This window comes from Bradyrhizobium sp. AZCC 1588 (genome assembly GCF_036924735.1).
Lineage (GTDB): Bacteria > Pseudomonadota > Alphaproteobacteria > Rhizobiales > Xanthobacteraceae > Bradyrhizobium.
This window is the reverse complement of the sequence record NZ_JAZHSC010000001.1, coordinates 5,482,303-5,498,416: the sequence shown is the minus strand read 5'-3', so window position 1 is coordinate 5,498,416 and position 16,114 is coordinate 5,482,303. Positions and strand designations below refer to the sequence as shown.

16 protein-coding genes are annotated in these 16,114 nt (G+C 63.3%); 4 read left to right on the top strand and 12 right to left on the bottom strand.

Going from position 1 to position 16,114, the window contains the following annotated elements; all coding sequences use genetic code 11:
- Window position 1: 1 nt before the first annotated feature.
- From fdh3B to V1277_RS25490, 9 genes are all read right to left on the bottom strand, one after another.
- A complete protein-coding gene (gene fdh3B / locus V1277_RS25530) occupies window positions 2-598 on the bottom strand; it encodes a formate dehydrogenase FDH3 subunit beta (RefSeq protein WP_028348819.1) in 597 nt (198 codons plus the stop codon).
- 14 nt (window positions 599-612) lie between these two features.
- Entirely contained in the window at window positions 613-3,579 is a 2,967-nt protein-coding gene (locus tag V1277_RS25525; protein WP_334418687.1) for a formate dehydrogenase subunit alpha, read from the bottom strand.
- Window positions 3,580-3,592: 13 nt separating this feature from the next.
- Window positions 3,593-3,802 (bottom strand): hypothetical protein, encoded by a 210-nt coding sequence (locus V1277_RS25520; protein ID WP_334418686.1) that lies wholly within the window; start codon window positions 3,800-3,802, stop codon window positions 3,593-3,595.
- 34 nt (window positions 3,803-3,836) lie between these two features.
- Window positions 3,837-4,625 (bottom strand): molecular chaperone TorD family protein, encoded by a 789-nt coding sequence (locus V1277_RS25515; protein WP_334418685.1) that lies wholly within the window; start codon window positions 4,623-4,625, stop codon window positions 3,837-3,839.
- 123 nt (window positions 4,626-4,748) lie between these two features.
- Complete coding sequence (locus tag V1277_RS25510) at window positions 4,749-5,453, bottom strand: DUF3306 domain-containing protein (protein WP_334418684.1); 705 nt, start codon at window positions 5,451-5,453, stop codon at window positions 4,749-4,751.
- Window positions 5,450-5,962 carry a DUF3305 domain-containing protein gene (locus V1277_RS25505; RefSeq protein WP_028348823.1) on the bottom strand — a complete coding sequence of 171 codons (513 nt, stop codon included), beginning with the start codon at window positions 5,960-5,962 and terminating at the stop codon, window positions 5,450-5,452. The genes V1277_RS25510 and V1277_RS25505 overlap by 4 nt, the downstream gene beginning before the upstream one ends.
- Before the next feature lie 28 nt (window positions 5,963-5,990).
- Window positions 5,991-7,013 (bottom strand): DUF6352 family protein, encoded by a 1,023-nt coding sequence (locus V1277_RS25500; RefSeq protein ID WP_334418683.1) that lies wholly within the window; start codon window positions 7,011-7,013, stop codon window positions 5,991-5,993.
- A complete protein-coding gene (locus V1277_RS25495; protein WP_334418682.1) occupies window positions 7,010-7,585 on the bottom strand; it encodes a DUF6505 family protein in 576 nt (191 codons plus the stop codon). The genes V1277_RS25500 and V1277_RS25495 overlap by 4 nt, the downstream gene beginning before the upstream one ends.
- Window positions 7,586-7,592: 7 nt before the next feature.
- Window positions 7,593-8,327 (bottom strand): biotin/lipoate--protein ligase family protein, encoded by a 735-nt coding sequence (locus V1277_RS25490; RefSeq protein ID WP_334420451.1) that lies wholly within the window; start codon window positions 8,325-8,327, stop codon window positions 7,593-7,595.
- Window positions 8,328-8,516: 189 nt separating this feature from the next.
- On the opposite strand from V1277_RS25490, the gene V1277_RS25485 reads away from it, so the two are divergent.
- Window positions 8,517-10,556 carry a 4Fe-4S binding protein gene (locus V1277_RS25485; RefSeq protein WP_334418681.1) on the top strand — a complete coding sequence of 680 codons (2,040 nt, stop codon included), beginning with the start codon at window positions 8,517-8,519 and terminating at the stop codon, window positions 10,554-10,556.
- Between the two features lie 7 nt (window positions 10,557-10,563).
- Entirely contained in the window at window positions 10,564-11,415 is an 852-nt protein-coding gene (locus V1277_RS25480; RefSeq protein ID WP_334418680.1) for an Mrp/NBP35 family ATP-binding protein, read from the top strand.
- A gap of 9 nt (window positions 11,416-11,424) precedes the next feature.
- Here the strand turns inward: V1277_RS25480 and V1277_RS25475 are convergent, their stop codons facing one another.
- The 3 genes from V1277_RS25475 to V1277_RS25465 all read right to left on the bottom strand — a co-directional run bounded on the left by V1277_RS25475 (window position 11,425) and on the right by V1277_RS25465 (window position 13,537).
- Window positions 11,425-11,658: a hypothetical protein gene (locus V1277_RS25475; protein ID WP_334418678.1), complete on the bottom strand. Its 234-nt coding sequence runs from the start codon at window positions 11,656-11,658 to the stop codon at window positions 11,425-11,427.
- Between the two features lie 122 nt (window positions 11,659-11,780).
- Complete coding sequence (locus tag V1277_RS25470; RefSeq protein WP_334418677.1) at window positions 11,781-12,806, bottom strand: histone deacetylase family protein; 1,026 nt, start codon at window positions 12,804-12,806, stop codon at window positions 11,781-11,783.
- A complete protein-coding gene (locus tag V1277_RS25465; protein ID WP_334418675.1) occupies window positions 12,803-13,537 on the bottom strand; it encodes a GntR family transcriptional regulator in 735 nt (244 codons plus the stop codon). Before V1277_RS25465 ends, V1277_RS25470 begins: the two co-directional genes overlap by 4 nt.
- Window positions 13,538-13,663: 126 nt before the next feature.
- Between V1277_RS25465 and V1277_RS25460 the strand changes: the two genes are divergently transcribed.
- Complete coding sequence (locus V1277_RS25460) at window positions 13,664-14,452, top strand: class II aldolase/adducin family protein (protein WP_334418673.1); 789 nt, start codon at window positions 13,664-13,666, stop codon at window positions 14,450-14,452.
- A 61-nt stretch (window positions 14,453-14,513) separates the two neighbouring features.
- Window positions 14,514-16,067, top strand: coding sequence for an ABC transporter substrate-binding protein (locus V1277_RS25455; protein WP_334418672.1), 1,554 nt, complete (start codon window positions 14,514-14,516; stop codon window positions 16,065-16,067).
- Window positions 16,068-16,114 lie beyond the last annotated feature (47 nt).

The following is a 16,114-nucleotide window of genomic DNA, read 5'->3' as shown; positions in this document are numbered from 1 at the left end:
ATCAGCCGGTCGGCGAATCGCTGTAGGCGGTCTTCCAGCCCCACATGCCGGAGCCATAGCCGCGCTTCATCACCCGCTCCTTGTAGATCTCGGCGATGATCGCGCCGTCGCCGGCGAGTAGTGATTTGGTCGAGCACATCTCGGCGCAAATCGGCAGCTTGCCTTCGGCCAGACGGTTGGCGCCGTATTTGGCGTATTCGGCCGGGGTGGAGTCGGCTTCCGGCCCGCCCGCGCAGTAGGTGCACTTATCCATCTTGCCGCGCGATCCGAAGTTGCCGACCTTCGGATATTGCGGCGCGCCGAACGGACAGGCGTAGAAGCAGTAACCGCAGCCGATGCACAGATCCTTGGAGTGCAGCACGACGCCGTCGGCCGTGGTGTAGAAGCACGACACCGGGCAGACCGCGGCGCACGGCGCATCCGTGCAATGCATGCAGGCCATGGAGACCGAGCGTTCGCCGGGCTTGCCGTCATTGATGGTGACGACGCGGCGGCGATTGATGCCCCACGGCACTTCATGTTCGTTCTTGCAGGCGGTCACGCACGCATTGCACTCGATGCAACGGTCGGCATCACAAAGAAATTTGACGCGAGCCATGATCTATTCTCCTCTCACGCCGCTTGAATCTGGCACAGGGTCACCTTGCCCTCGTGCATGCCGGTGACCGGGTCGTAGCCGTAGGACGTGATCGTGTTGACGCTTTCGCCCAGCACGATCGGGTCTGAGCCCTTCGGATATTTGCCGCGTTGGTCGACGCCCTGGAACCAGCCGGAGAAGTGGAATGGCATGAACGCCACCCCCTTGCCGACGCGGTCGGTGACCAGCGCCTTGACGCGGGCCTTCGAGCTGTTTTCCGGACCGTAAACCCAAACCCAGCCGCCATCCTTGATACCGCGCTCGGCGGCATCCGAGGTGTTGACCTCCACGAACATGTCCTGCTGCAATTCCGCGAGCCATTTGTTGGATCGGGTTTCTTCGCCGCCGCCTTCGTATTCAACGAGGCGTCCCGAAGTCAGGATGATCGGGAATTGCTTGGCGAGCCCCTTCTCCACCGCGGCCTTCTGGATCGAGAAGCCCACATTGGCCATGCGGAACTGACGCCCGTCCGGACGCGTCGGATATTTCGCGACGAGATCGGGCCGTGCGGTGTAGATCGGCTCGCGATGCACCGGCACGGGATCCGGCAGATTCCACGCCACCGCGCGGGCCTTGCCGTTGCCATACGCCATCACGCCATGCTCCAGCGTGACGCGGATGATACCGCCCGACAGATCGACCGCCCAGCCGACGCCATCAGGGTTGTTGCCGCCGATCTTGTTGATGGTCGCAAGCTCGTCCGCGGTCAGGTCCTTGTCCCAGCCGAGCTTCTTGAGCACACCATAGGTGAACTCGGGATAGCCGTCGGTGAGCTCCGACCCCTTGCTGTAGGAGCCTTCGGACAACAGGTTGACCTTCTTGACCGAGCCGTCCGGCTGCTTCTCCTCGTAGACCACGCCGAAGCGCGCGCGGAACGTGCCGCCGCCATCCTTGGCGTGCAGGTTGGTGTTGTAGAGCGTATGCGTGCCCGGATGCCGGATCTGCGGCGTGCCCCAGCACGGCCACGGCAGGCCGTAATAGTCGCCGCCGATCTCCGGCTCGTCGGCCTTGGCGCGCAGGGTCACCAGGTCGAACTTGCCCTGGTTCTTCATGTGCGCCTTCAGCCGCTCCGGCGACTGGCCGGAATAGCCGGTCGAGAAGCCGCCGCGGTTGATTTCGCGGAGCAGGTCTTCGGCAGACGGATGATTGTTTTCCACCTTGATGTTCTTGAACATCGGATCCGCGAAACCGAGCTTCTTGGAGAGCAGGTAGATGATCTCGTAGTCGTCCTTCGATTCGAAGATCGGCTTGACGATCTGCTCGCCCCACTGCAGCGAACGGTTGGACGCCGTGCGCGAGCCGGAAGTTTCGAACTGGGTGCAGGCCGGCAGCAGGTAGGTGCCGTTCTTGCGCTCGGAGATCGCGGCAAAGGTTGTCGGATGCGGATCGGCGACCACGAGCAGCTCGAGCTTCTCGAGACCCTTCACCATTTCCGTCATGCGCGGCACGGTATTGCCGCCGTGCCCCATGACCACCACGCCCTTCACGGCATCGCGCTGGTCGACGTCATCAGGGTTGGACAGAGTCGCATCGAACCAGCGGGTCCACGGGATGCCCGGCAGCTCCATGTTCTGCTTGCGGGTGCGCGCCGGACGGCCCGCCTTCGCCGGGACTTCGTCGAAGCGCGACTGCAGGTAGTCGTATTCGACCTCCCAGACCCGTGCCCAGTGCTTCCAGGCACCTTCGACGAGGCCGTAGTAGAGCGGCAGCGTCACGATATCGAGGCCGATATCTGTCGCGCCCTGCACGTTGCAATGGCCGCGGAAGATGTTGGCGCCACTGCCGAAGCCGCCGACATTGCCGGTCGCCAGTAGCAGGTTGCAGTAGGCGCGGACGTTGGCAGTGCCGACCGTGTGCTGCGTGCCGCCCATGCACCAGACAAAGGCCGATGGCTTTTGCTTGGCAAAGGTCTCGGCGACCTTTTTCAACTGCTCGCCGGGAATGCCGGTAACGCGTTCGACCTCTTCCGGGGTCCACTTCGCGACTTCGGCGCGGATCTGGTCCATGCCGTAGACGCGCTGCTGGATGAATTCCTTGTCTTCCCAGCCATTGTTGAAGATGTGGTGCAACATGCCCCAGATCACCGCGATGTCGGTGCCGCCGCGGAAGCGGACATATTCGGTGGCATGCGCTGCGGTGCGGGTGAAGCGCGGATCGAGCACGAACACGTTGGCGCGGTTCAGCTCCTTGCCGGAAAGGATGTGCTGCAACGAAACCGGATGCGCTTCGGCAGCGTTCGACCCCATGAAGACGATCGTCTTCGAGTTGCGCATGTCGTTGTAGGAATTCGTCATCGCGCCGTAGCCCCAGGTGTTGGCGACGCCGGCGACGGTGGTCGAATGACAGATGCGGGCCTGGTGGTCGATCGAGTTGGTGCCCCAGAACGCCGCGAACTTGCGGAACAGATAGCCGCCCTCGTTTGAGAACTTCGCGGAGCCGAGCAGATAGACCGAATCGGCGCCCGACTTGGCGCGGATCTCGAGCATCTTGTCGCCGATCTCGTTGATGGCCTGGTCCCACGAGATCTTCTGCCACTCGCCGTTGACCAGCTTCATCGGATATTTCAGCCGGCGGTCGCCATGGACGAGTTCGCGCACGGCTGCGCCCTTGGCGCAATGCGAGCCGCGGTTGATCGGGCTGTCCCAGGCCGGCTCCTGGCCGACCCAGACGCCGTTCTGCACTTCGGCGATCACGGTGCAACCGACCGAACAATGCGTGCAGATATTCTTTCTGATTTCGGTGGGCGCACCGACCTTCTCGGGCCCTGCCTGCGCCTTGCGCACCGAGCCGAGTGGCATCAGGCCGATCGCGGCGCCCGCGCCGGCCGCCAGACCGGACCGCCGCAGAAACGTACGGCGGTCGAGAACTCCCGACGCGAGGCCGGCGGCGATACCCTGCAAACGCGCCTTGCCCGCGGATCCGTCTCTTCGCTTCATCAACATGTGCGTGGTCCCATCAGTAGCGGTTGACGCGATAGAAATTCTTGACGTGATCGGTTTCCTTGTAGCGCGGCTTGACGCGCTCGGCCTGCGACTCGTCCGCCGCCGCCTCGCTGCCCGCAAGCGGCACAACGGCTGCTGCAGCGACCGCCGAACCGCCCATCAGAAACAGGCTGCGCCGATCCACTCCTGTGGTCGGTGACTTACCGTCAGATGGCTTGCTCATTGCGTTCTCTCCTTGTCACGTTGCCTCATCGCCGTCACTCGGACAGCGTGAAGGCCTCAGATTCCAATTCCATGAAGACACGGCCGGTGCGGCCGACGGCGCGGTAGAAGCGCGCCGATTGCAACATTTCCAGATCGGCGAACATCCGCGCCGCCCACGGCTTGAGATGACGCTCGAAAAAGCGCGCCTGCTCGGTGAACTCGGCTTCGAAGTCGCCGCGTGCGAGGCCCGCCATGACCTCGAGCAGGATAGCTATATGGTCTTCCGGCTCCCGCGAGGTGCCCGCGCGCTCGATTCCGAGCGCACGCAGATCCTCGCGCACCCGCGCCAGCGGACGCTCGTGAAGAAAGCCGGTCAGATAGTAGGAGGCATAGGGCAGTAGTTCGCCGCGGCCGAGTCCGATGAAGAGATCGAAGAACTCCTTGCTGACGGCGCGATCATCCGTCGCCGCAGCGGCAGATGCGAGTTCGACATGCGCCATGCCGAGATCGGATCCGTCGCCCTTCAGCGTTGCAACCCGTTGCAGCGTTTCCGCATCCGGCGCCTTGCCGAGCAGCAACGACAACAGCCCGTATTCCGCGGCACGCAGTTGGTCGATCTCGTCGATTTCGGATTTCGATGTCACCTGATCCTCGGACGATCCGTAGAGATCGGGACGCAGAGCGAAACGGTCCACCTGCGTCAGCGTCTCGACCGCGAGAACCCGCTCGGCGGGAATGCGCGACCATGCGGAAACGGAGGGCTGCGCAATGCCGAGCCCTCGCGCCAGCGACCCGACGCCGCCTGCTGCCTTGATTGCTAGTTCCAGCCCGGCATCACGCATGGTGCTACCGAATTCTCCCCGCCCGCCTGTGTGCCTCTTATTCAGGCACACACTTTAGAACTGGAATTATTCCAGGGAGAAAATTAGTAGCATAGGCCTCGCCTATGTCCGCAATACTTTTGTCTAAACGATTGGTTTTGCTGTGCCATGACGTCGCAGTGGCTGCTGCGGTGCAGCAGGTCTCGCCGACCGGGGCTCGTGGGTCGACGCGGGTTCCTCGACATGGTCTTTCGCCTTTGCAGCGCCTTCCATTTCCGCTGCCGCTTCCTCAGACCGTCTCAGAGACCCCTCCGGGAGGTCCTTTTGCGGTTTGGCTGGCAGGTCGCCTTCGAACGGCTCCACCGCAGAACCTGCCACCTCGGTTCCGGAATTTGCGTCGGAACTGGTTGTTTCGGCCCTGGATTCGCCCATGATTTGAGCGACCAGCCTCGCCACGTCGACGCCTGCGCCGAGCTCGCCGCCGCCGGGCACCCCGCCCGGCGTATTCCAGTCATAGGCATATTCGAGCGCCGGGCTGACATAGTTGCGAATCGCGGGATCCAGCGCCCAGGATTTTCGCAAAGCCGCATTCCGCAGGTGTTCGGGAACGCCTTTGCGAAGGAAGGCGGTGATATCGCTGGTCTCCGTCAGTTCCTCGAGGTTTGGCAGCGTCGAAAGATCGAACTCCGGCACGACCTCTTCGGGCTGCGCTGAAGGTGGAGCTGACGAATCGCCGCTTTCGGCAGCCGGCGTATCCCGCTTCGGCTCGGTCTGCTTGGCTTCCTGCTTGCGCTGCGACCATCGCGCCAGAAAGCCCTTGTCCCGATCGGCTTCGTCCGGACCACTCATTTGCGACCCATCTTCTCGTCCGGCCCGCCGCCCGGCACGCGCGGCCGATCGCCGCTGGCGCGATCCCGCTTGCGCTTGTGAAAGACGCGCTCGACATGGAATCGATCGACGAAGGCGGCAATCCATGACGCGATCTCAGGCGGCATCGGCACGGTGCCGATCACGTCGCAGCCGCTTTCGAACATCGCCTCCCCTTCGGTCGGGTCGGCGGTCACTTTCGTCAGCTCAAGCTCAGGGCCACCGTCCTGGCGCCGCAACGCGACCCAGATTCGCGGCTCGCCGTCGGCAAGGTTGTCGCGATAATTCGCCGTCTCCGAGCTGAACAGATCGATGCTGGCCGAGCCCGCGTAATAAATCGTCGCATCGGCTTCGGTGGACAGCGCAGTCCAGGGTGCGGTCGCGGGTACCTCATCCAGGATCATTGCCGGCGACCACAACTGGTCGATCCAGGGATTGTCGATCGAACGGCGCCGCACCACCACGCCGACCTCGCGGGATGCTTCCGTCATCGCCATGTCCCATCCTCCATTCGGTGGATCATGTGGCATTCGCGGCCGCGGCCAGCGGCAACCCCGCGACCAGATTTTGCGGCTTTAGTCTCACAACCTTGTCCGCGCCCATGGCGAGGATGAGGTAGACCGGCTTGTCGCCAACCCTCTCGTCCACCAGCCGCGCATCTTCGAATCTCAGGCGCATCAGCGCTACGATACGTTCGCCAATACCGCCCTCCAGCCGCTCGCCGCGCCACAGCGCATTGCCGATCCGCGTCGCCTCGCTGTCGAGGCCGATGAACCAGCGCCAGTCGCGATCCTCGATCGCGGCGATGGTTTCGACGCTGACGGCGATGCCGAGCAGATGAGCGATCCACCGCTCGATGACACGGCAAAGCCCGGCCCGCGCTTTCTTGTTGCCGCCGATGTTCATCACCATCGCATGCGCATCCGACCGCGACCAGTAGGTCCAGGCGTTTTCGTCGTCCATGACGTCCATCTCGCCGAACGACTTCGGCTGCTGCAGCATGGCCGTGAGCGGCGATGAATGCAGGTCGTGCTGGGCATGCTGCTCCGCTTCGATGACTTCCGCATCGGCCAGCAGCAACGTGCCTTCGTGAACGGCGGCCAGTTGGCCGCGATAGAACAGCTCCGCGGCACGCAACATATAAGGGTCGTTGCAGCCTTCGAGCGCGTTGCGCAGGATCAGGTGGCACAATTGCGACAGAAAGATCGGCGGCAGATCGCCGGCCCCCTTGCGGGCGAGCGCGACATAGACCGCCTCCAGCGACGGCGCCGCCATCAGCCGGTCGCGGAAATTCACCATGAAGGACCAGTTTTCGCGCGCATCGGCATCGGCGAGCGCGGCGATATCTGCGTTCGAGACCGGGCGCAGCGGATCGGCCATCAGACTCGCATGCAGATGGCGCTCGGCCTCGCAGGCATCGGCCGGCGGCATCAATTCGGGCCGCGCCAGATAGGCCATGATGAGTTCGGGCGTCGCGACCAGTCCGCCGTGATCGGCGCGGCGCGTGAGGTGATGGCCCGAGGCGACCCAAAATTCTCTCATGTACGATCCGTCGTCCTGGCGTCGGTCCTGATCAGCCCGAGAAGATCGACCTCTTCGGCAGGTTCAACATCGCCTTCGACTTCATGGAAGGTAAAGGCGCTGGCATGGGCGTGCAACCGGTCGGCATCCGCGGCAGCCGGGCGGGCTTTAAGGGTACGAAAGCGTTCGCGGATTTCGCCGTTTTCGATGCTGCGCTGAACAGCAAGCAGCGTCTGCGGCGGATGTTCGCACAGGGAAGCTGCGAACGCGATCTCTTCCTCGGCGGCAAGACGCGCGGCATCCGCATCGGGCGCCCCGAATTTCTCCAGCAACTGGCTTGCAAGCCGCTCGATCATCGCCTCCCGTTCCGCTTCGCTCGCTTCGGTGACGACGGCAAGGGTCGACCATCCGAGACTGTCGATCCCGAGAAAGCCGGAACGCAGCGCCACACGCTGCTTTTGGCCGAGCGTGGCTGGATCCCGGTTCCAAAAAACGAACGCGCCGGAAACCGCCCATTCGCCGGGTTCCGCCGCCCGTTCGAAGACGAAGGTATCTGACGGGTCCAGCCTGATGGTTCGCGGAAATTTCAGCATGTCCGCCTCATCCGAATTTCGGACCGCGCGCCTGCGGATCATACCAACTGGCTCTTGCCAGCGCATCCACAAGACTGCTCCGCTCCGGCGCTCCGCCGCCGGCCGGCATGCTGACCAGGAGATCGCCGTTAACGTCGATGCCCCGGCGCTCGCCGGCCTTACTCTTGGGAAGCCGCTCCAGATAATCCCGCGCGATCGCCTCGAAGCCGCGCTCTTTCCAGCGATCGAACGCGGTCATCAGGTGCCTGGTGAAGCTTTCGATGATCGCATCGGTATCGACCATCTCGAAACCTTCGCTCAGCAGGGACACGCCCGAGGCCGCCTGCACCTCCGGAACATGCGCCATGGCGGCCGCGCGCAGGATCACGCCGAAAACGAGCCATGACGGTATGTCGTCTTCGGTGCATTCAGCGGGCCAGCCGAGCCGCCCGCCGCCAAGCAATCCCGCGTCAAACCGGATCGCGTCGGGCCAGTCGAAACTGACCTCTCGTTCCGGCGGACAATGAGCCGCAATCGCATCCGCCAGCGCATTCATGCCGGCAAAGAACGCCCGCCGCGCCGACCTGAGCGGCTCGTCGGGTTCAAGCACCACCGCGAACTCGACCAGATCGTAGCGGCGTACCCATACCAGCGTTCCGGCCCCCGCCTCCGCCGCGATCTCGCGAGCATGGGCAAAGGCGTCGCCGAGCTCGCGCAACGCGACCAAAGTATAACCGGGTGGCAAATCGAGCGTCTGTTCCATATCTCTTGGACGAACGATCACGAGCGGCTAATCCCTAATTGCTCCACGAGCCGCTTGTGTATGCTATTCCGTGCAAGTTGGCCACGTGAGCGGCCTTTGTATCTTGCAGATATCCGTCCGAGCGGTTACCGCAGAACCGTAGGATGAAGCAACAACCCGCTTGATGCTCCGGGTTCAAGGTATTTCAAAATGAGTGCGGCGACGTCGCGCCTCCTGATTTGCAGTTGCGAGAAGACCATGCCGCTCGATGCGGAAGCGATCGGTCGCGGCTGCACGAGCAAGATCACGCAGGCCAATCAGCTTTGCGGGCTCGACCTCGACCGCTTCAAGGAGGCGCTCGCCGAGGGCGCGCCGATTACGGTTGCCTGCACCCAGGAAGCGCCGCTGTTTCGGGAAGTGGCGGAGAACACCCCGCAAGCCCAGCTCACCTTCGTCAACATCCGCGAGACCGGCGGCTGGTCGAAGGATGCCGCGTCGGCCGGTCCGAAAGCAGCCGCACTGATTGCTGCGGCGGGCGAAGACATGCCGCCGCTCTCGCTGGTGACGCTCGAGAGCAGCGGCGTTGCCCTGATCTACGGCCGCGACGAAATCGCCATCGAGGCGGCGCAGCGTCTCGCCGATCGTTTGGACATTACCGTGCTGCTGACAAAGCCCGGCGATGTGATCCCACGCCGCACGAATGAATTTCCGGTGCTCAAAGGCACGATCCGCAACGCCCGCGGCCATCTCGGCCAGTTCGAGCTTGCGATCGACGACTACGCGCTACCATTGCCCTCCTCGCGCGCCAAGCTCTTGTTCGGATCGTCGCGCAATGGTGCGACGTCGACCTGCGATCTGATCCTCGATCTCTCGGGCGGCACGCCGCTGTTCCCCGCGCATGAACTACGCCCCGGCTATCTGCGCGCCGATCCGCGCGACAAGGCCGCCGTCGAGCGCGCGATCGCCGATGCCAGCGGCTTGGTCGGCACCTTCGACAAGCCGCGCTTTGTCAATTTCGAGCCGTCGCTCTGCGCGCATTCCCGCTCGTCCATTACCGGATGCACGCGCTGTCTTGACCTCTGTCCGACCGGCGCGATCACGCCGAACGGGAACGCGGTTGCGATAGATGCCAATGTCTGTGCCGGCTGCGGCTCCTGCGCGTCGGTATGTCCGACTGGTGCTGCGTCCTATGCATTGCCGAGCGCGGACGCGCTGATGCGGCGGCTGCGAACGCTGCTGCAGACCTACCGCAAGGCCGGCGGCAGCGACGCCGTGGTCTTGTTTCATGACGGCGAGCATGGCGAGGACATCATCGATGCGCTGGCGCGGTTCGGCGAGGGCTTGCCGGCCAACGTACTGCCGCTGCGCGTCAACGAAGTAACGCAGGTCGGGCCGGAAATCATCGCTTCCGTCTTCGCCTATGGCGGCAGCGGCGTCGCGCTGCTAACGCGAGCCAAACCCCGCCACGATATCACGGCGCTTCGCCGCGCGGTCGAGACGTCCGATCGGATCATTGCCGCGTTGGGTTTCGGTGCCGGGATCATCCAGATCATCGAGACTGACGATCCGGACCAACTGCGCGCCATGCTGGATGCCGCTCCACGCGGGGTCATGACGCAAAAGCCGGCCGGCTTTGTGCCGCGCGGTGCGAAACGCGGCGTGCTCGAAACGACGTTTCGCGAGCTGCACCTCGCGGCCCCCACGCCCGTCGAGGTCGTGCCGCTGGCGCCAGGCGCTCCCTTCGGCACCGTGAACCTGAATGTCGAAGGCTGCACGCTCTGCCATGCCTGCGTCACCGCCTGCCCGACTGGCGCGCTATCAGATAACCCTGATCGCGCGATGCTGCGCTTTACTGAAAGCCTCTGCGTGCAGTGCGGGCTCTGCCAATCCACCTGCCCGGAAAAGGTCATCAGCATCGAACCGCGTCTCGACTTCCAGGCCTGGAACACGCCGCAGCGCGTGCTGAAGGAGGAAGAGCCGTTCAACTGCATCGCCTGCGGCAAACCGTTCGGCACCAAGAGCTCGATCGATCGCGTGCTGGCCAAGCTCGGCGGCGAGAGGCACTGGATGTTCCAGGGCGCCAACGCCAGGCGCCTCGACGTCATCAAGATGTGTGCGGATTGCCGCGTCGAAGCGGTCGTAAACGAAAGCTTCGACCCGCATGCGGTGCCGCAGCGCCCGCCGGTCATGTCGACGGAAGATTATCTGCGCGCGCGCGAAGTGAAGAAGGACGATCCGCTTGGATCGTGAGCAGCAAGTGTCCGCCACCCCTCCGGATCTCAAGGCCCGCGCGACGTCGAAGGCATCAGGCATTCCCGGCGTCAAGCACGTCATCGCCGTCGCCTCCGGCAAGGGCGGCGTCGGAAAGTCCACTACCTCGTGCAATCTCGCGCTCGGCTTCGCCGCGCTCGGGCTGAAAACCGGCATTCTCGATGCTGACATCTACGGTCCGTCGCAACAAAAACTGTTCGGACTGCGCGGCAAGCCGCGGCAACTCGGCCCGCGCATGCTGGAGCCGTTGGAACGCTTCGGCGTCAAGGTAATGTCGATCGGCTTTCTGGTCGAGGAAGACAATGCCATGATCTGGCGCGGGCCGATGGTGATCTCCGCGATCACGCAGATGCTGCGCGAAGTCGCATGGCACGATCTCGATATCCTCGTCGTCGACCTGCCGCCCGGCACCGGCGACGCGCAGCTCACCATGGCGCAACAGGCGCCGCTGGCCGGCGCGGTCATCGTCTCGACGCCGCAGGACATCGCGTTGATCGACGCGCGGCGCAGCATCGCCATGTTTCAGAAGGTGAGCATTCCGATCCTGGGCCTGATCGAGAACATGTCGAGCTTCTGCTGCCCGACCTGCAACCACGTCACGCCGATCTTCGGCCACGGCGGCGCGCGGACGGAAGCCGAACGCCGCGGCATTCCCTATCTCGGCGAAATTCCGCTGGATATGCAGATTCGCCAGACCTCTGACGATGGCCGGCCGATCGTCGCCGTCGAGCCCGACGGCGTTCACGCCAAGCATTATGTGAGTATTGCGCGTGAAGTCTGGACCGCGATCGTAACCGGCGCGGCGCACCGGCCACGGCCGCGCATCGTCATCGAATAGGCGCCCACGTCACGGGCTCATGAAGACCGGATTGATCCGCTCTGCTCCACCGACAAGACCGAGCGCTTGCAATTCGTCGCGATGCAGATCGATCACGAGGATCGACAGGATCAGGAAGAGAACGGCGGTGACGTACATCAGAAGCGGCGAGGCCGAGCTACTGGTCGCATCGCGCCGCGCAGCCGTCCGCTCTCGGGAATAGCTCCAGAACGGAGCCACTAGAGCCCGCAAAGCATAGAGCATTCGGACCGTTCTTCGTTGCATTGCGCCCTGAGCCTAGATCGGCTCCTGGCCGATGTCGAGATTTGGGCAACAGGACATCGTGCCACACCTGCAGGCAGGCGTGGCAGAAGCCGATGCGTGAGCTAACGCGCCTCTTCGAAGCCGCCGAGTACAGCCGTGAGATTGGCGCCGAGAATATCCGAGAGATAACCGCCCTCCTGAACGAAAACCGTCGGCAGGCCGAGCCGGGCGATCGCGGCGCCGATGCGGCGGAAGCCGGCCGTGGTGACCGCAAGACCGGCGAGCGGATCGTGCTCCGAGGCATCTAGGCCGAGCGCTACCACCAGCGCGCCGGGCGCAAACGCGCGGATGGTTTTTTCGGCGTCGCCGATCGCCCTGATGTAATCGTCATCCCCGGTGCCCTTCGGCAGCGGGATATTCAAATTGGCGCCGAGGCCTGGACCGGCACCGCGCTCATGCGCATATCCCCACACGAACGGATAGAAGAAGACGGGATCGGCGTGGATCGACACCGTCAGCACGTCGGAGCGCTCGTAGAAGATGCCCTGCGTGCCGTTGCCGTGATGCACGTCGACGTCGAGGATTGCGACGCGCTCATGCTGCAGCCGAAGCTGCGCCGCTGCCACCGCGCTGTTGTTGAAGAAACAGAAGCCGCCCGACATGTCCGCATAGGCGTGATGGCCCGGCGGCCGGCACAGCGCATAGACAGCATCTTCGCCGTCCATGACGAGTTGCGCCGCAGTCGTGGCGACATCGGTGGCGGCACAGGCGGCGGCGTAAGTGCCCTTGCCGATCGGAGCTGCCGTATCCGCCGCGTGCCAGCCGAGGCGGCCGACGATATGGGTTGGGTATGTGGCGCCGTAGCGAACCGGGTGGATGTTGGCGATCATCTCCGAACCGGAATCGCCGAGTGCGACCCAGGCGTCCCAGGCTTCCTCCAGAAAACGCAGATATTCCGCGCTGTGAACACGCGCCCGCGGGCCCTGGCCGAACACCGTCGGCTCGACGAGGCTGTGCTTGCCGGCCTTCAACCCTGCCAGCAACCGGTCGGCGCGTTCGGGCTGCTCGGTGGTGCGCTTGATGACGCCGCGCACCAGGAAGAATTGCGGATCGTGGCTTCGATGCAGTTCGGTGTAGACGGCCTTCACGCGGACACTCCGTTGGTTGGAAATAGGATGCTGCTCGGCTCGGCGGCATTGCCGAGCGGCGTGAGCTCTCGCACCAGCCTGCCGACTTCGCGCCAGGCGTGGCCGATATGGTAGTCGACATGCGCGGTGATGCGCTCGGGATGACCGGCTTCGATCGCTGCCAGCAGCGGCTCGTGGGTTCGCGCGATCTCATGCGGGTCGTCGTAAAGGCGGCCGATCAGGCCGATGACCATGCGCAGCTCTGCTGCGAGATCATCGAACAATCGCAAAAGGCGGCGGTTATCGGCGATTTCAAAAATCAGCCGGTGAAAGCGATAATCCTCTTCCACCTGCCGGGCCGGATCGTCGAGATCGGCGGTCCGGTGCAGAACATCAATTTGCCGCCGCAACATATCGCGCGACTCCGGAGTGAGCCGCCGCGCCGCCAGCACACTGGCGTGCCGTTCGATGCACAGACGCAGATCGTAGATCTCGTCGATATTTCTGATTTCGAGTTTGCGGACGAAAAAGCCGCGTCGCGGGCTCGCGACCAGCAACCCCTGTTTCTCCAGAAGGCGCGCCGCCTCGCGCACAGGCGCACGGCTGACGCCCAATTCCCGGGCAACCCCTGCCTCCACAACTTTGGAACCAGGAGGCAGTCGCCCCTGAACAATGGCCTGCATCAAAATTCGAGCGATCTGGCCGACCAGATCGCTGTTCGCAAGTGCCGGTAATCCAACCGGAAGAGACATAGGCCGCATCGGCTAAACCCGCGCCAGTCCGTGGTTATTTTTTAATCGTCGATTGTCGACACTTTAATCTTGCCCAGATGCTGCCTCGCACGCAAGCTGAAAAACTTGAAAATGGACAAGGCGGAAATGACAAGCGCAGCCCACCACACCGCGAAGGCCTGGCCGGCGGTGGATGACCAGACCCAGCAAATCCGGATCGACCTCGCGGCGGCCTACCGGCTGATTCACCGGCTCGGTCTCGACGACAGTATCTACACCCACATCTCCGTCCGCCTTCCCGGCAGGCAGGACCGTTTTCTCATCAACCCCTACGGCCTGCGCTTCGAGGAAGTCACGGCGTCCAACCTGGTGACGGTCGACCTCGACGGAAACGTTATCGACGATCCCACAGGGCTCGGCATCAACCCGGCCGGTTTCACCATTCACAGTGCGATCCATGCCGCGCGCCATGATGCCATCTGCGTCCTGCACACGCACACGGTCGCGGGCATCGCCGTTGCCTGCCAGAAGCAGGGGTTACTGCCGCTCAATCAATGGTCGCTGCAGTTTACTGATGGCCTCGCCTATCACGACTACGAAGGCATCGCGCTCGATCTCGACGAGCGGTCGCGCCTGGTCGCCGATCTCGGCGACAAGTTCGTGATGGTGTTGCGCAACCACGGCATGCTGACCTGCGGGCGCTCCGTCGCCGAAGCCTTCAAGCTGATGCACAATCTGGAGCGCTCCTGCCGCGCCCAACTGGCAATCCAGTCGTCGGGTGCCGAGGTCATCGAACTATCCGCAGCCGTCGCCCGCAAGACGGCCGGCCAATACGCAAGCTTCTACGACGCGATCGAAACCAATGGCGTGCCCGACAGCGAATGGGCCGCCTTCAAGCGGATGCTCGAGCGGACCGATCCCGACTTTGCGAACTGACGGACCCGCCCTCGCCGAAGTGAGAGCGCCAAATCCTTTTTTCTTTAAAACGAGGTATGCGATGTCCAAGCGTAAGATTTTGATGAGCTTTGCTGCGATGTGCATGCTGAGCACCGCAGCGGTGGCCGAGGGGCCGAAAGCAGGCGGCGTTGTCAACGCCGTGATCCAGCCCGAGCCACCGAGCCTGATGATGGGTCTGGTGCAGAACGGCCCGACGCAGATGGTGGCCGGCAATATCTATGAAGGCCTCTTGCGCTACAGCCCCAAGCTCGATCCCCTTCCCGGCCTCGCCGAAAGCTGGTCGATCAGTGAGGACGGCAAGGTCTACACGTTCAAGCTCGTGAAGGGCGTGACCTGGCATGACGGCAAGCCGTTCACCTCGGCCGACGTGCTGTTCTCGATCGAATTCCTGAAGCAGACCCACGCACGCGCCCGCGGCAATCTCGTGCAGCTCGAAAAAGTGGAAGCGCCGGACGAATCCACCGTTGTCTTCACGCTGAAGCAGCCGTTCGGCCCCTTCATCGGCATTTTCGAGGTCGGCTCGCTGCCGATGATCCCGAAGCACATCTATGAAGGCACCGACTTCAAGACTAATCCGGCCAACAACACCCCTGTTGGTACCGGCCCCTTCATGTTTAGGGAATGGCAGAAGGGCTCGTTCATCCGCCTCGTCAAGAATCCGAACTACCACGTCAAGGGCAAACCCAACATCGACGAGATCTACTGGCACGTCATTCCGGACGCTGCCGCGCGTTCGGTCGCCTATGAGACCGGCAAGGTCGACGTGCTGCCGGGCGGCTCGGTAGAGAATTTCGACGTGCCGCGCTTGAGCAAGTTGAAGAACACCTGCGTCACCGGGGCGGGCTGGGAATTCTTCAGCCCGCATTCCTGGCTCTGGCTCAACAACCGCTCAGGTCCCACAGCGAACAAGAAATTCCGCCAGGCGCTGATGTTTGCGATCGATCGCAACATGGCCAAGGACGTGGTCTGGAACGGCCTCGGCAAGATCGCGACCGGTCCGTCAGGCTCGGCGATCAAGTACTACACGAGTGCGGTACCGAAATACGACTACGATCCGGCCAAGGCCAAGGCCCTGCTCAAGGAATCCGGCTATAAGGGCGAGAAGCTTCGCATGCTGCCGCTGCCCTATGGCGAGACGTGGCAGCGCTGGGCCGAGATGGTCCGCCAGAACCTGCAGGACGTTGGGATCAACGTCGAGATGATCGCGACCGACGTCCCCGGCTGGAATCAGAAAGTCAGCGAGTGGGACTACGACATCGCGTTCACCTATCTCTACCAGTACGGCGATCCCGCGCTTGGCGTCGGCCGCAACTATGTCTCGAGCCAGATCGCCAAGGGCTCGCCGTTCAACAACGTCGAAGGCTATTCCAATCCCGAGATCGACAAGCTGTTCGCCGACGGCGCGGTCGCCTTCCCCGATTCAGCGCGTGAAGAGATCTATGCCAAGGCGCAGAAGATCCTCGTCGAGGACGTACCGGTCGCTTGGATGCTCGAGCTGCAATTCCCGACCATCACCCGCTGCAGCGTCAAGAACCTGATCACGACCGGCATCGGCGTCAACGACGGTTTCCGCGACGCCTGGATCGAGAAGTAACCGCCGCCTCGTCGGGCGTCAGGGTTCAGGCCTGACGCCCGGGATAT

Coding starts and splice junctions, on each gene's coding strand:
- fdh3B (WP_028348819.1), bottom strand. CDS start 598: ATGGCTCGCGTCAAATTTCTTTGTGATGCCGACCGTTGCATCGAGTGC.
- V1277_RS25525 (WP_334418687.1), bottom strand. CDS start 3,579: ATGTTGATGAAGCGAAGAGACGGATCCGCGGGCAAGGCGCGTTTGCAG.
- V1277_RS25520 (WP_334418686.1), bottom strand. CDS start 3,802: ATGAGCAAGCCATCTGACGGTAAGTCACCGACCACAGGAGTGGATCGG.
- V1277_RS25515 (WP_334418685.1), bottom strand. CDS start 4,625: ATGCGTGATGCCGGGCTGGAACTAGCAATCAAGGCAGCAGGCGGCGTC.
- V1277_RS25510 (WP_334418684.1), bottom strand. CDS start 5,453: ATGAGTGGTCCGGACGAAGCCGATCGGGACAAGGGCTTTCTGGCGCGA.
- V1277_RS25505 (WP_028348823.1), bottom strand. CDS start 5,962: ATGACGGAAGCATCCCGCGAGGTCGGCGTGGTGGTGCGGCGCCGTTCG.
- V1277_RS25500 (WP_334418683.1), bottom strand. CDS start 7,013: ATGAGAGAATTTTGGGTCGCCTCGGGCCATCACCTCACGCGCCGCGCC.
- V1277_RS25495 (WP_334418682.1), bottom strand. CDS start 7,585: ATGCTGAAATTTCCGCGAACCATCAGGCTGGACCCGTCAGATACCTTC.
- V1277_RS25490 (WP_334420451.1), bottom strand. CDS start 8,327: ATGGAACAGACGCTCGATTTGCCACCCGGTTATACTTTGGTCGCGTTG.
- V1277_RS25485 (WP_334418681.1), top strand. CDS start 8,517: ATGAGTGCGGCGACGTCGCGCCTCCTGATTTGCAGTTGCGAGAAGACC.
- V1277_RS25475 (WP_334418678.1), bottom strand. CDS start 11,658: ATGCTCTATGCTTTGCGGGCTCTAGTGGCTCCGTTCTGGAGCTATTCC.
- V1277_RS25465 (WP_334418675.1), bottom strand. CDS start 13,537: ATGTCTCTTCCGGTTGGATTACCGGCACTTGCGAACAGCGATCTGGTC.
- V1277_RS25460 (WP_334418673.1), top strand. CDS start 13,664: ATGACAAGCGCAGCCCACCACACCGCGAAGGCCTGGCCGGCGGTGGAT.
- V1277_RS25455 (WP_334418672.1), top strand. CDS start 14,514: ATGTCCAAGCGTAAGATTTTGATGAGCTTTGCTGCGATGTGCATGCTG.